At 71.0% G+C, this 14,558-nt stretch carries 12 protein-coding genes and 1 pseudogene; 4 read left to right on the top strand and 9 right to left on the bottom strand.

Annotation, left to right across the window (positions count from 1 at the left end; all coding sequences use genetic code 11):
* Positions 1-60: 60 nt before the first annotated feature.
* The 7 genes from O7627_RS07200 to O7627_RS07170 form a co-directional block, all read right to left on the bottom strand.
* The gene (locus O7627_RS07200) at positions 61-1,425 is read right to left on the bottom strand and encodes a dipeptidase (RefSeq protein WP_278092715.1); all 1,365 of its coding nucleotides are present in this window, start codon (positions 1,423-1,425) and stop codon (positions 61-63) included.
* Between the two features lie 21 nt (positions 1,426-1,446).
* Positions 1,447-2,664, bottom strand: coding sequence for a M48 family metallopeptidase (locus tag O7627_RS07195; RefSeq protein ID WP_278092714.1), 1,218 nt, complete (start codon positions 2,662-2,664; stop codon positions 1,447-1,449).
* Positions 2,665-2,739: 75 nt separating this feature from the next.
* Positions 2,740-3,441: a hypothetical protein gene (locus O7627_RS07190; protein WP_278098190.1), complete on the bottom strand. Its 702-nt coding sequence runs from the start codon at positions 3,439-3,441 to the stop codon at positions 2,740-2,742.
* A gap of 22 nt (positions 3,442-3,463) precedes the next feature.
* Positions 3,464-5,038, bottom strand: coding sequence for a cobyric acid synthase (locus O7627_RS07185; protein ID WP_278092713.1), 1,575 nt, complete (start codon positions 5,036-5,038; stop codon positions 3,464-3,466).
* On the bottom strand, positions 5,035-6,030 hold the full coding sequence (locus O7627_RS07180) for a cobalamin biosynthesis protein (protein WP_278092712.1): 996 nt from the start codon (positions 6,028-6,030) through the stop codon (positions 5,035-5,037). Before O7627_RS07180 ends, O7627_RS07185 begins: the two co-directional genes overlap by 4 nt.
* A gap of 264 nt (positions 6,031-6,294) precedes the next feature.
* The gene (locus O7627_RS07175) at positions 6,295-6,486 is read right to left on the bottom strand and encodes a DUF397 domain-containing protein (protein WP_278092711.1); all 192 of its coding nucleotides are present in this window, start codon (positions 6,484-6,486) and stop codon (positions 6,295-6,297) included.
* Positions 6,470-7,249 carry a helix-turn-helix transcriptional regulator gene (locus O7627_RS07170; RefSeq protein ID WP_278092710.1) on the bottom strand — a complete coding sequence of 260 codons (780 nt, stop codon included), beginning with the start codon at positions 7,247-7,249 and terminating at the stop codon, positions 6,470-6,472. The genes O7627_RS07175 and O7627_RS07170 overlap by 17 nt, the downstream gene beginning before the upstream one ends.
* Positions 7,250-7,664: 415 nt before the next feature.
* On the opposite strand from O7627_RS07170, the gene O7627_RS07165 reads away from it, so the two are divergent.
* Positions 7,665-8,039 carry a hypothetical protein gene (locus O7627_RS07165; RefSeq protein WP_278092709.1) on the top strand — a complete coding sequence of 125 codons (375 nt, stop codon included), beginning with the start codon at positions 7,665-7,667 and terminating at the stop codon, positions 8,037-8,039.
* A gap of 171 nt (positions 8,040-8,210) precedes the next feature.
* Entirely contained in the window at positions 8,211-9,161 is a 951-nt protein-coding gene (locus O7627_RS07160; RefSeq protein WP_278092708.1) for a phosphatase PAP2 family protein, read from the top strand.
* Positions 9,162-9,276: 115 nt separating this feature from the next.
* Here the strand turns inward: O7627_RS07160 and O7627_RS07155 are convergent, their stop codons facing one another.
* On the bottom strand, positions 9,277-10,350 hold the full coding sequence (locus O7627_RS07155; RefSeq protein WP_347404703.1) for an SDR family oxidoreductase: 1,074 nt from the start codon (positions 10,348-10,350) through the stop codon (positions 9,277-9,279).
* A gap of 102 nt (positions 10,351-10,452) precedes the next feature.
* Positions 10,453-10,728 (bottom strand): annotated as a pseudogene (locus O7627_RS07150) (single-stranded DNA-binding protein); the annotation flags it as partial.
* A 1,178-nt stretch (positions 10,729-11,906) separates the two neighbouring features.
* On the opposite strand from O7627_RS07150, the gene O7627_RS07145 reads away from it, so the two are divergent.
* Together O7627_RS07145 and O7627_RS07140 are read left to right on the top strand one after the other, a co-directional pair.
* A complete protein-coding gene (locus O7627_RS07145) occupies positions 11,907-12,221 on the top strand; it encodes a recombinase family protein (protein ID WP_278092707.1) in 315 nt (104 codons plus the stop codon).
* A gap of 788 nt (positions 12,222-13,009) precedes the next feature.
* Complete coding sequence (locus O7627_RS07140; RefSeq protein ID WP_278092706.1) at positions 13,010-13,915, top strand: hypothetical protein; 906 nt, start codon at positions 13,010-13,012, stop codon at positions 13,913-13,915.
* Positions 13,916-14,558 lie beyond the last annotated feature (643 nt).

The raw sequence follows: 14,558 nt of genomic DNA, 5'->3' as shown, positions 1-14,558 counted from the left end.
GCACGACTTTCCCGACATCCGCGCCCGGCGCGTCCCGGCCAGGCCGAAAAAGCCGGACGGTCAGCGGTCGGCAGCCACCCCCGCGACGTTCGCCAGCAGCAGCGCCTCCGCGAGGCAGACCCGGGCGAACTCGCCGAGGTGCAGGCTCTCGTTCGGCCCGTGCGCCTGGGCGTACGGGTCCTCCACCCCGGTCACCAGGATCGCCGCCGCCGGGAACATCTCCTGGAAGGTGGCGATGAACGGGATCGAGCCACCCACCCCGATCTCGACCGGCTCCACCCCGTCCCAGGCGGTCCGGAACGCCGCCCGCGCGGCGTCGTACATCGGGCCGGTCGAGTCGATCACGCAGGGCGCTCCGTCGCTCTCGAAGGTGACCGTCACCGCGGCCCCCCACGGCGCGTGCTTGACCAGGTGCTCGCGCAGGGCGGCGTACGCCCGCTTGGGGTCGTCACCGGGCGCCAGTCGCAGGCTGAGCTTCGCCTTCGCGGCCGGGACCAACGCGTTCGGCGCCGCGTTCGTCGGCGGGGCGTCGATGCCGAGTACGGCCAGCGCCGGCTTCGTCCAGATCCGCTCGGTCAGCCGACCGGTGCCGATCAGCGAGACCCCGTCGACGACCCCGGCCTCGTGCCGCAGCCGGTCCTCCGGGTAGTCCACCACCGCGCCACCGGGTCCGACCAGCCCGGCCACCGCGACGTTACCCGCCTCGTCGTGCAGGGTGGCGAGCAGCCGGGCCAGCGCGGTCAGCGCGTCCGGTACGGCACCGCCGAACATCCCGCTGTGCACCGCGTGGTCGAGGGTGCGCACCTCGACGAAGCAGTTCACCAGCCCGCGCAGCGAGGTGGTGAGGGCCGGTACGCCGATGTCCCAGTTCCCCGAGTCGGCGATCACGATCACGTCGCAGGCCAGCTCCTCGCGGTACTCGGCGAGCAGCCGGTCCAGTGACTCCGAACCGAACTCCTCCTCGCCCTCGATGAAGAGGGCCACCCCGACCGGCAGCGCGTCGCCGAAGGCCCGCAGCGCGGCGACGTGCGCCAGTACGCCGGCCTTGTCGTCGGCCGCGCCCCGCCCGTACAGCCGGCCGTCGCGCTCCACCGGCTCGAACGGCTCGCTCTCCCACAGGGTCGGGTCACCGGTCGGCTGCACGTCGTGGTGGGCGTAGAGCAGGACGGTCGGCGCGCCGGGCGGGGCGGGCCGACGACCGATCACCGCCGGTTGCCCGCCGGAGCGGACGATCCGGACGTCCAGGTCGCAGCCGCGCAGCAGTTCGGCGACCGCCTCGGCGGAGCGTTCCACCTGGGAGTGGTCGAAGCCGTCGAACGCGATGCCCGGAATGCGCACCAGCCGTTCCAGGTCGGCCCGGACCCCCGGCATCTCGCGTTCGATCGCCGCCCGCAGTGCGGCTTCGGTGAAACTCGGTGAAGTCATGACCGCGATGCTAGGCCGGCCTTACCGGTCGGGGTCGACGGAGCCCTCCGCTGGCGGCTCGCCCGCGCCGCCACCCGGCCCGTCGGCACCATCCGACCCGCCGCCCCGCCCGCTCGCGCCGCCCGGGTGCGGGCGGGCGTTGCCGTTCGGGCGGCCGGCCGCCCGGCCGGCGGCCTCGCTCGCCGCGTTCATCCAGGACCGGGCCCGCCCGGCCCCGCCGCCGACCCACTCGCCGAGGTCGCTGGCACCGTCGCCGAGCCGGCGCAGCAGCCCGATCAACGGGTCCTGGGACCGGCCGAACTCCTCCCGGTACGACTCGGCGGCGGCCTTGACCTCGGCCGACACCGAGGTCATCGCGTCGTCCTCGCGCCGCGGGTAGTCGCCGGAGAGCACCCGCTGGTACGCCCCGGAGTCGATCCACCCGCGCAGCGCCGCGGCCCGGGCCACCGGTACCGGGTGGGTGCTCCAGGCGGTCATCCGCAGCTTGTGCAGGCTGTCCCGCAGGTCGCCGCCGCCCTCGTACTCGGCGGCCTGCTCCAGGAAGGCGGCGGTGTCGATCTGGCTGAGGTCACCGCCGCCGGCCAGCTTCATCAGCAGCCGCAGCGCGGCGGCCGGGTCCTGGCCGGCGAGCAGGCCGGCCCGGTCGGCGGAGAGCTCGGCCTTGCGCCACCATTCGAGCATCGCGGCGATGATCGCCCGCAGCGCCATCGCGCCCACCGGCAGCCAGCTCAGGCTGGCCGCCCACCGGGTCAGGATCATCAGGATGGTCTTGTAGACGGCGTGTCCGCTGCGGACGTGGCCCAGCTCGTGGCCGAGCAGGCAGCGCAGCTCGTCGTCGTCGAGCTGCTGCACGCAGGCCGAGTTGAGCACGATGAACGGCCGGTCCAGCCCGATCGCCTCGGCGGTCAGCCAGGGCGACTGGTTGACGAAGAGTTCGGGCAGTTCGGGGATGTCCAGCGCGGCGCCGGCCTCGGCGTACCGCTGGTACACCCGCGGGTACTGCCGGTGGTCCACCCGGATCGCCGCCGCCAGGTACGACAGCCGGAAACCGCGTTCGTTCCACATCCCGAAGAACGCCTTGACCACGTCGTCGAAGCCGCGCAACTCCCGCAGCGCGGTCAGGGCGCCACGGTCGGCGGGGTGTTCCCAGGCCCGGGAGCTGATGCCGGTGAGCACGACCCGCCGGCGGACCGGTGCGGTGCCCTGGTCGGGTCCGGCACCCTGGTCGTCTGTGGTCATCGCGCTCCCCCCTCCGCCGGTCGGCCGTCCCTGCCGATGGTGCCCGAGTCGCCGGGCCACGTCTATGGGCCGCGGTCAGGACACCAGGCGGACGTACTCCGTATCCGGGTTGTGGGGTACGGCCGGCGCGCCGTCGACCACCAGGTCGGCCCGGGTCGCGGTGCGGTCCGCGGCGAAATGGGCGTCCTCGCCACGCCGCCAGTTTTCCAGGTACGGCGCCAGCGCGGCGCCGTCGCGGGACAGCACCCGGTCGAGCCGGAGCCCGGCCGGGGCGGTGACGAACACCCCGAGGGCCAGCTCCGGGGCGATCTCAGCGCGGGCGCTGCTGACCCCTTCGACGATGACGACCGGGGCGGCCGGCACGGTGATCCAGCCCGGGGTGAATTCGCGCCGGACCCAGCTGTAGCGGCGGTAGCGGCCCGGCCGGCCGGCCCGCAGCGGCCCGAGCACCCACTCCTGCAGCCGCGGCCAGAAGGTGAGCTGGTCGTCCCAGCCGTCGAGCAGGTCGTCGGTGCAGACCACCGGCACTCCGCCGGCCGGGCCGCCCCGGCCGCCCGGCTCGGCGGGGACGGCCGGGCCGCCCGGACCGGCTCCGCCACCCGGGCCGGACCCGCCACCCGGATCGGGTCCAGCGGTGGCGTCGGAGGCCGCGGCGAGCCGGCGGGCGAAGCGGGACTTGCCGGCGCCGCTCGGGCCGTCCACGGCGATCAGTCGGCAGGGTCCGAGGGTGGGTGGCAGGTCGCGGATCCGGCCGGCGAGTTCCCGGTACGTCTCCAGCAGGGTCGAGGAGGCCACCGGTCTATCGTGCCGGCGCGCCGGGCGGCACGATCGGCAGATCCGCCGGGACGCCGGACTCGATCAGCTTCCACAGCGCGTCGGTGTCGAGGTGTTCCTCGACCAGGTCGCCGAGCAGGTCGAGGGCGCGGGTGCGGGCGGCGGCGAAGTCGGTGTCCGGGGCGACCCGGAAGCCGGGCCGGCCGGCGAGCCGGGCGGCCTCGGTGAGGAACCGGCGGCGGAACTCGTCGGACTCGAAGGCGCCGTGCCAGTGGGTGCCGAACACGTTGCCGCTGGCCGCTCCTTCCGTCCGGCCGTCGGCGTACCGGAGCAGTGGGGTGAGGTCGGGGTCGGTGCGCCAGACGTACCCGTGGTGGATCTCGTAGCCGCGGACCGGCACCGACCCGGCGGCCGTGCCCACCGACCGGCCGACGGTCTTGGTGGTGGCGAAGCGGACCTCGATGGGCAGCAGGCCGAGGCCGGCGACGGTGCCCCGGCGGCTCTCCACCTGGTCGTGGATGGCGCGGCCGAGCATCTGGTAGCCGCCGCAGATGCCGAGCAGCGGTCGGCCGGCGGCGGCGTGCGCCCGGATGGCGTCGGCGAGGCCGTTACCGCGCAACCAGTCCAGATCGTCCACGGTGGACTTCGTGCCGGGGATGACGACCAGGTCGGCGGCGGCGATCTCGGCCGGTTCGATGGTCAGCCGGACCCGCACGCCCGGTTCGGTGGCGAGCGCCTCGACGTCGGTGGCGTTGGAGACCCGGGGCAGCCGGACCACGGCGACGTCCAGCCAGTCCGGCCCGCGCGGCGGCGCCGGCCGGCCCAGTATCCGGCCGTAGGCGAGCGAGTCCTCGGCGTCCAGCCACAGGTCGAGGTGCCAGGGCAGGACGCCGTACGTGGGTCGGCCGGTGACCTGGCGCAGCATCTCCAGGCCGGGCCGCAGCAGGCCCAGGTCGCCGCGGAACTTGTTGATCACGAAGCCGGCCAGCAGCGCCTGGTCGGCGGGTTCGAGCAGGGCGAGGGTGCCGAACAGCGCCGCGAACACGCCGCCCCGGTCGATGTCGCCGACCACGATCGTGGGTAGGCCGGCGTGCCGGGCCAGCCCCATGTTGACGTAGTCGGTGTCCCGCAGGTTGATCTCGGCCGGACTGCCGGCGCCCTCGCAGATCACCACGTCGTACGCGGTCCGCAGCTCAGCGAGCGCGTCGAAAGCGGTCTGGGCGAGCCGGGGCCGCAGCGCCCGGAAGTTGCCGGCGGTGACGCTCACCGTGCCCGCCGGCTGGTCTGGTTCGGCCGCCGGCATCGCCTCGCCGAGGAGCACCACCTGGCTGGAGAGGTCGCTGCCGGGCTTGAGCAGCACCGGGTTGAACCGCAGGTCGGGTTCGAGTCCGCAGGCCGCGGCCTGCATGGCCTGCGCCCGGCCGATCTCGCCGGCCCGCCCGTCCGCCCCGACGACCACGGCCGAGTTGTTCGACATGTTCTGCGCCTTGAACGGCGCGACGGCCACGCCGCGCCGGTACAGCCAGCGGCAGATTCCGGCGGTGAGCACGCTCTTGCCGGCGTCCGATGTGGTCCCGGCGACGAGCAGCCCGCCGGTCACCCGCCCGGCCGGCGGCTCAGAGCCTGACCTGCGCCGCCCGTCCCAGCGCCGACCGCTCGACAAGCCAGCCCGGACGCGACGGAAGCGAGGGCGGCGACGCCGAGCGCGGCGATCCCGACGGCGGTGGAGAGCCGGGTGGCCCGCCGGATGTGCCGGGCCTCCGGCCGGGGGCCGTCGCCGAGGAAGGGCCGGGTCTCGCTGCGCCCGTGATAGACGTTGCGCCCGCCGAGGCGTACCCCGAGGGCGCCGGCCATCGCCGCCTCGCACTGCCCGGCGTTCGGGCTCGGGTGGTCGTTGCGGTCGCGCCGCCAGACCCGCCAGGCCCGCGCCCGGTCGCCGTGCACGATCGGGGCGGCGGCGACGGTGAGCAGCCCGGTCAGCCGGGACGGCACCAGATTCAGCAGGTCGTCCAGCCGGGCCGCCGTGGTGCCGAACCGGGCGTACCGCTCGGACCGGTGCCCGACCATCGCGTCCAGGGTGTTGGCGGCCCGGTAGCCGAGCAGTCCGGGCAGGCCGGCGACCGCGCCCCAGAGCAGCGGGGCGACGACGGCGTCGGAGGTGTTCTCGGCCACCGACTCGACGGTGGCGCGGACGAGTTCGGGCTCGTCGAGCATCGACGGGTCACGCCCGCAGAGGTGACTCAGCCGGCCGCGCGCCGCCGGCAGGTTCCCCCGGCGCAGCGACTTGCCGAGCACCGTCGCCTCGTGGCGCAGCGTCCGCCCGCCGAGCACCGTCCAGGTGGCGGCGGCGACAAGCGCCGCGCGGGTCAGCGGCCGCCCCCGGGTCGCGGCCGTGGCCGCGACACCCACCAGCACGGGTACGCCGACAGCCAGCGTCGTGTACGCCGTGCCGGCCGCCCGGTCGGGCCGGTAGAGCCGCCGTTCGAGCGCCCCGGCCGCTCGCCCGTACCCGGCGACCGGGTGCAGCCGACGCGGGTCGCCGAGCGCGGCGTCCAGCGCGTACCCGATGGCCAGCCCAGCGGCGTTTGCCACCGCCGATCCGACCCACCCGGCCCCGTCCCGTGCCGTCAACCCGATCACCCCCGGCCGGAAGCGTAACGACCCACACCCGCTCCCGCCCCCACACCACATCCCCGCCAATCCGAGCGCCCCCGCCCAGCTGACCGCCGTGCCCCATGATCGTGACGCACTCAGCCGTGAAATTTGGCCATTTCCAACGGCTCAGAGCGCCACAATCATGGAAGCTCTCGGCAGCCCGGGTACATCACGGCTGGCAGGGTGGGAGGTTTTGTCTGCTTAGCAAGCCTTTGTGCGTTCGATGAACGCGGTCCAGGCCCCAGACCCGAAGACCAGGGTGCCACCGTCGCGGTCCTTGGTGTCCCGAACCAGCACCCGGCCGGGCAGGTTGTCGGCAACTTCGACACAGGTGTCCCCGCCGTTGCCGCTGCGGCTGGACTTGCGCCAGTTCGGACTACTGCTCGTGCTCATCGATCACCTTCAGGATCAGATCCCTTGACAACCGGCCCGGCAGGGCCAAGTCGACAACAGACTCCCACACCCTCTCCAGCGCTGTCACCTTACCGACGCTGGAGACGATCTTGCCCTCAAGCTGATCGTCGAGGTACCCGATTCGATCACCGTTGGTCAAGGTGGCGAGGACAAAGGGTCCGGCGTGGCCGGCGTGCACTCCGGCACTGGTAGGGATAACCCAGATGCGCACGTTCTGCCGGTGGCCGATATCCACCAGGTGCTCGAGCTGTTCTTTCATGATCGTCGGGTCCCCGGTCCGCAGCACCGGTTCGCACATGATCGCAGAAATCGCGACCGGGTTGGACCGGCCAAGCGTCGCCGCCTGACGGGCCATCCGATCCCGAGTCAGCTCCGCCACATGCGCCTCGGTTCGCAGACCGTTGTCCAGCACCATCCGGGCGTACGCCTCCGTTTGCAGAAGACCGGGAACGAGGTTCGTCTGGAAGGTGCGAAGCAGAGTTGACCGCTCCTCGTTCTCCTTCCAGGGCCGCAACCAGGGAGCGATCGCCTCGCCTCGCGCCTGCTTGGTCTGTTGCCGAAGCTTGTCCCCGGTACCGAAGAACGCGTCGAAGGCCGCCGCCACGTCATCGGGCGGAATCGATCTTCCGCTCTCGTAGTGGCCGATCTGCGAACCGCTGATGTGTACCTCAGCACCAAGGGCATCCTGCGACATGCCGCGCGCCATGCGCTCACGACGAAGCGTGTGGCGAAACTCATTCATGTCTGCCAACTCGGGACCTCCCGATCCGATAGTCAGCCAGCGAGCACCACACATCTTCTGTCCATTTCACGCCGGGGTCCAGGGTGGATTCACCTGACAACCGGATCGGAGGCGTCAAGTACGCCCCGAGCACCGAACGCAGAGAGGCAGAAAGAATGTCGACAAGATCGATTCGCCACCGGCGGGACTGGCGTCGGTTATGGCGGTACTGCCGATGTGGATACCGGTGGCGGTGTCCCGGCTCGCCGGATCTGGCTGTCGTGCCATGGCCGAGGTCCCGGTCCGGGCCGACCCGGTCGACGCCGAACCAGCTCTCGGCGCCGCTCCGGCGCCGGCCGATGAACCGTGGTCCGCTGTACCCGGACCAGGTCGACGTGCGGATTCGCCGGTACACTTCCCCGCCCGGACGGGCGTCATGAGCCGTCGCCCGATCGCCCAGCAGCCCCGCGCGCACGTACCGCAGCGGCCACTCTGGCTGTGCCGGCGATGCGCCCAGCCGTGGCCGTGCGGGGAGGCCCGACTCGCCCTGCTCCACGAGTACGCGGACGACCCGGCCCGGCTGCGGATCTACCTGACGAGCTGTATGCACGATGCCCTCGCCGACCTGCTCAAGCTCAACCCGGAGACCGCACCCACGGCCGAGACGACCTTCACCCGCTTTCTGGCCTGGACGGCGCCCCGGGCGGCCCGGGACGCCGCAGATCCCGCCGTCCGGTCCGAACCGTCGCCGGCGCGGTTGGCTGCCCTCTCGTCGCTGCGGCTCTGGCGGGCGCGCCGCAGGTCGATCTGAACGGCCGGTACTGCCCATACCGGTCGATGGCGATGGAGCCCGGTGATCAGGCCCAGGCCACCCGATCTTTCGCGGCACCGGAGACCGGTGGTCCGCACCGCCCGTTCAGCGACTAGCGTGTGCCTGCGCCGGTCGGCAGGAAAGCCAGGAACAGGGTGAGGCGGGGTGGTCGTGACCAGGACGGTGGGTCAGGCCGGATGGCGGCTGGTGGCCGGACTCGCGCTCGTCGCGATCGGCAACGCCGCCGGGTTCGCGCTGGTGTACTGGCTGACCGTGCGCACCACACCCGGGCGGCGGTTCGGGGACCGGACCATGCGGGGGGCCGGTCTGAGTCAGCCACAGCTCAGCGAAGGGGTGGACCGCGTCCTGGACGTGGTGTCGGTGGCGTCGCTGTTCGGCGCGGTCGCGGCGGTCGCCGTCATCGCGTTGCTGCGGCTGCTGCGCCTTCGTGGGCTTGCGGCCGTCGGATTGCTGGTGGCGGCGAACCTGGCGACCCAGGTGTTGAAGCATGTGTTGCCGCGACCGGATCTCGGACTGCGGGAGATCACCCCGGCGACCTGGAACAGTCTGCCCAGTGGGCACAGCACGGCGGCGTTCTCGGTGGTGGTGGCGGTGCTGTTCGTCGTCCCGGCCCGGGTCCGGATGGTGACCGCGGTGATCGGCGTCGGTTACGTCTCGGCGACCGCGGTGGCCACGATCTCGGCCGGCTGGCACCGGGCCGGCGATTCGCTGGCGGCGTTCCTGCTGGTTGCCGCGTTGACCGCGGTGGCCGGAATTGTCGTCGCCACGATTGGGGACAGCAGCAAGCCGGCGCAATCGGCTCCGGTCGTCGCGGGTCGTAACGCGCGGTGGACGGCGACGATGGCGTCGGCGACCGTCGGGGTAGGTGCCACCGGGGCACTGGCGTTGGTCGCGGACTACTCGTTTCTGGACAGCAGAGCCGGCTACGCGGCAGCGCTGTTCACCAGCAGCGTCCTCGTTACCGGTATGGCGATCGTCACGACCGCGGTGGTGCTGCTGGTCCTGGACTGGGTCACCACCAGCAGGAGCCGGGGAGCGGGGAGCCGTCCAGCCGGCGTGGCCGCCCAGTCGATCGAGGGTGAAACCTCCGCGTCAGGTTAGGCCGTCGGAGCTGCACCTGGCGGGTCTGCGACAGCTCTGGATAGGTCACGGCGGCCAGCTCCTCGGGCGCACCGCAGATCGGGACGACCGGTTGCCGGCCAGGTCGGCGAGCCGGTCAGGTGGCTTCGGGGTCGGGTCCGTTGGCCGATCGTCCGCCGTCGACCGGGAGGATCACCCCGTTGATGAAACTGGCCGCCGGCGACAGCAGGAACGCGACGGCCTCCGCCACTTCGCCTGGGGTGCCGACCCTGCCTTGCGGATGCAGGGCCGCCAGCTGGGCGGCTGTTTCGGGGTGCTGGGCCCGGTACTGCTCGTACCGGTCGGTGGCGATGGAGCCCAGCGCGACGGCGTTGGTGCGGATGCCGTCCGGCCCGTGGTCCACGGCCACGGCGCGGGTCAGCCCCTCGATCGCCGCTTTCGCTGTCGCATAGGGCAGCGCTCCCCGGACCGGACGCTGCGCCTGGTGCGAGGAGACGTTGACGATGGCGCCGTCGCGCTGGTTGGCCAGGAAATGGTTGACCGCGGTGTGGCACCCGGTGACCGCCATCGCCAGGTTCGCGTTGATCAGCTCCAGGACGTCGGTGGCGGAGGCATCGCCGAGACCGGCGTCGCGGAAGATCGCGGCGTTGTTGACCCAGCCGACCAGCGGGCCGGCCTCCGCTGCCCTCCCGGCCGCTTCCCGGGTCGAATCCGGGTCGGCGGCATCACCGATGACCAGCGTGACGGAGGCGTGCCACCGGCTGGGCCGTTCGGCGACGTCCAGCACGACGACGTGCCCATCGCGGGCCAGCCGCGCGGTGATCGCCCGGCCGACGCCCTGCGCGCCCCCGGTCACCACGAACGACGGTCGAACCGACATGATCATTACCTCCCTCTCCGAGCTGCCCACAGCGTTACCGGTCCCGGAGCACCACCGCCAACCTCCGCAGGTCCCCGACACGGCGCACGGCGGCCCGAGACCGCGACGCGGCGGGCCACCGGCCTCGCCGTCACCGTCCTCGGCGCCGACGTTGCCGTCGGAACCGTCACCTTCCAGGCCCTCCCCGACCAGGTCTCCGGCGGCTTCCGAGCCGGCCGAACCCGTACCGACCGGCCCACCCCCGGCGGCCTCGATCCGGCCGGGCAGGTCGACATCGGCCGGACCGTCGGAATCGTGGTCGCCCTCGCCCGGCAGCCGGTCGAGCAGCACCCGGCTGTCCCGCTCGATCTCCCGGACCCCGGCCGGCAGCACCGGCAGGTCGAAGTCGTCCTCGAACGCGCGGCCGTCCGGGCGGGCCGGCACCTCGTGGTCCGGGACCGGCTCGGTGCGCTCACCGTTCACCCGGGCATCGGCCTCGGCGTCCTCGACGATGCTTGTCACGTTCGGCCGGTTGCGCAGGAACCGCGCCCGCCCCCTGGACAGGTCGTGGCCGACCGCCACCGCCTCCATCTCGTAGAGAGTCCGGTGGTTACCCGCCTCGTCGGTCCAGTCCCGGGTGTACATCCGCCCGAACACCACCACCGGATCACCGACCCCGACCGAGGCGCCCACCCCCTCGGCGAGCTTCCGCCAGCAGTTGACCCGCACCCCGGTTGTGAACCAGTCCCACACGAAATTCTTCCGCCCCCAGCACGCGGCGGGCCGTTTACCTGGCGGAAGGTTGAACGTTGGCCGCCGGGCCACACCGCCGAAGCGCGGCCGAGGTGTCGCGGGCACACACAACTTACGCGCTGCGCGCAACGTAAGCGCTCACGAAGCCTCTAATGCGCTGTGGGGACGCAACGCGCCGGCGGGTTGTGACGCGCAAGCGCTTCACTATGCGATGCTCTGTGCTGCAACGAAGCAGGGAAGACCCCCGCCCCAATGGTTCCGAAGCCCGAGGCGGAGGCCGTCCCACCCGGTTGGGGGCTCATCTGACCCTGAGGGTCAGGTGAGCCCGCACCCGTTTCCGGACGCCAGCATTCCTGCCAGCGCCACGGCGTACATGAGGATCCTCAGCAGAAGTGCTGTCACCTCTCCTGCTTGCCGCCACCGATCGGTCTTGGTTCGCAGGGTACTTCTACGGCCGGTAGGCCGTTCCCGACGCGCCATCCAGGCAACCTCTCCTCGATCGAGACAGAAGGCGTTCGCCTCCCGTATACGTCGAGGCGACCTATAACTTCCATCTCCCTCTGCGAATCAGTTCCGGGTTGGTGCGCCAAGCCGTCACTGTAGTGGCCGGACCCGACGACCTCGTCTGCGACACGTCTGGGCGTGTCGCCGTCCTAGGCGAGATCCATCCAGGCGTCCTGAAGCCGTCGTCTTGGCTGACTGGCCGCCTCTGCAACGGAGGGAGGCCCTCAAGAACTCCCAGGCCAGGTGCGGTTTCCACACGACGGGGTGGGCAGAAAGAAGCTGGGATGCTGGTGCCGGAACCTCTTGCCGAGAACCTCCACCATCGGCCACCCGTTGCCCGAGGCTGGCGCCGCCATTTGGCGAGGATTACCCCGAGCAGGTGGTATTACCGTGCTTGACTCGGGCACCGCCGACCGGACACCCCAGGCAGGCACTCTGCAACCCCAGTGCTATCGCCGTGGCGGGGTACGGCCGGACATGCGGGCTGCCCGCTGCCCGCCCGGACACCCTGTCTGGTTCTCCCACAACATGTGGCGCTGATTCTTGTAGAGCAACCAACACAACGCTCCGCACCAGGCCGCTACGAGGGCGTCGCTCGCCGACCGGGCGGGCGACCGAAGCCGGAGGGACCGGCGACCGGGCGGCGCTCTGTGGCCGGCATCGCCGGCACGAACGCCGTGTCGTGGGGGTACGACCCGACAGGTTGGCGGTCGTTGCCGGCCCGGGTCGGCACGGACGCCCTAGCTCAGGTCATCCAGGAGGAACACGCCGAGGTGATCCGGGAGGCCGCTCGGCGGGTGGCCAGCGGGGAAGCCTGCTACTCGATCGCTCAGGACTTCAACGCCCGAGGCATCCCCACGCCACGGGGCGGCAAGAAGGGGTGGAGCCTGAGTCAGATCGGCCGGATGTTGCAGAACCCCGGGGTACATCGGCAAGCGGGTCCACCTCGGCAGGATCGTTGGTGATGCTGACTGGCAGCCCCTGCTCGACGCGGAGACGTACGCGGTGTGCCGGTCGATCCTGACCGACGCTTGGCGGAAGATGCAGCGAGACACCACCGTGCGGCACCTGCTCTCAGGGCCAGCGCTCTGCGACGTGTGTGGCTCACGGATGCGGGTGCAGAAGAACCGCACGCACTACGCCTACCTGTGCGCCGAACGGTTCTGCGTCTCGGTGAAGACGACGGTCCTTGAGCAGTTCGTGGTTGCCGTGCTCATGTCCCGGCTGTCCCGACCGGATGCGCTCGACCTGCTCAACCCTGAGCGCGACGCGAGTAGCCGTCAGCAGGCAGAGCAGGAAGAGCCAGGGACAAGCGGGAGAGGCTCGAAGGCTGGTACGCGGCAGCGGCACCCGATGAGATCAGCCCTGCCGGTCTCGCGTCCATCGAGCGGACGTTGCTCGCCGACATCGATGATGCCGAGCGGCGTGCGGAACACGTTGACGTGCCACCCCTGGTGCGGGACCTGGTCGGACCTGGTGTTGAGGAGAGGCGGGAACGGCGGACCATCGGCCAGCAGCGTGAGGTGGTGTCGCTCCTGCTTGAGTTGCGGGTCGGCAAGACGTACCAGGGTGCGCGGAAGCTGGACCCTGCCAGGCTCGGCAACAGTCGCTGGCGTGGGGACTTGCGGACGTGGGCTGAGCGTGGGTTGGTCTGACCTGCTCGACGTTGTCGATGGGCCGGCTCGGGGTGCTCTGTGGACAGGAGTTGTAGCGTGGTAGACCCGCTTCCGGGCGAAGATCGGAGCACGGCCCCTTGACACTCCTTCTCGCGCTGTCCTGCGACTCGTTCGTGATGCAGGCTTCCGACAGGCGTCTTTCGGTAGCGCGCAAGCCTCTCACTGGTGAATGGAACAAGGCCGTTGTCTGGTGCAATATGGCAAGCATTGCCTTCACCGGGAACGCCTACCGGGATCATCGCAACGTCAAGCCAGTGGACGACTGGATCACCGAGATAGTCGGTGGCGCGAGATCAGTTCACGATCTGTACGCTTCCCTCCTCAATGGAGCAACTGACTGGCTGGAAAGCAGGCGAGTCCCGCACCCTCAGGCGTTCTCCTTGGTCGGATGGGCGCCGCAGCTCGACGGCACACACCTCGGGTACGTCGGGCTCATCAGCAACTTCCACGACAAGCGCGGCACCCTGCGCGCCCCCACGAAAGAGTTCACGTGGCTGCGCGCGATGAGAAACAGAACTGCGCGGCCACGCTCGTTCTTTCTGGCGCGAGCCGGCGCACTCATGAGACCTGAAGAGTTCCGTGCGGCCATGAGAGGGCTGAAGAGGGTAATGAAGGCCGGGGGAGATCCCGCCCGAGCCGCAGACATCCTCACCGGCGTTATTCGGCTGGTTGCCGAACGCGACCCGACGGTGGGCAGAGAGGTAATGATCACCTGCCTGCCCCGACCGTCCGGCACTGGGAATGAACAGTTCTTGGTAACGTCTCGTGCGGGCAGGCCGAGTCTCAGTCAACCGTCGTTCTTCTATCGCGGTACCGGCGACGACTCGGTGTCTTTCGCGCCGCAGACGGTGTGTCAGCACGCCGTGCAGACCATCGAGCGGATCAGGTACCTCAACGCCTCGGGTGGTGATGTCGACATGTTGATGTCCGTGCGGTTGCTGCCGTCGCACCCGATGTACCAGGCCAACCAGAAGAAGAAGTGAGGGAGGGGGTATGACCCCCTAAACGCCTTCATATTGGATGAAGGCCGACGCCATCGTAGCTGCGGTGCCTGCACCCTGGGGCCGAGCCGATTTAGCGTCAGCCGTCACCGCCTCGTCGGGTCGTCGCGTTGGGGAGGGCCGCCCGTGGCGCAGTGATGGCGCCATGCGAGGCGGGTGAGCGCCGGTGGCGACGCCGAGGACGACGCCCAGGTGACGGAAGGCGTCACGATGATGAAACTCAGGTCCTCTTCTATTACTTGTTCTGTCGTTGTCAAAGGTTCTAAGGAGTATTAGAGAGGCGGCGAGAAACGTCATCGTGACGCCTTCCGTCACCGACAGACCGCCCTGCCGCCTCGCAGGGGTGCCGTCACCGGCCGCCGCCCCCGGATAGGGCCTGGCCGTGACTGCGCCAGTCCGACGGCAGGCGGGCCGCCGCGCCAGCCGTCGCCCGCCCGCTTGGCTGACGCCGCAAGAAGAGGTGCGAGACCTAGATCACGAGCGTCGCTCTGGGCCTTTGGTGCACTTCTGTCCGGGTGACCCGACGCGGCAGGGTGACGGGTCGGTGAGGTGGCCGGCCCTGCCGCCGACCGACCACCCCACCTTCACCACCTACCGGCACCCCAGGCACCGGCAGGCGCCTCCG

Source organism: Solwaraspora sp. WMMD1047 (assembly GCF_029626155.1).
GTDB lineage: Bacteria > Actinomycetota > Actinomycetes > Mycobacteriales > Micromonosporaceae > WMMD1047.
This window is presented reverse-complemented; position numbering and strand designations above follow the sequence as displayed.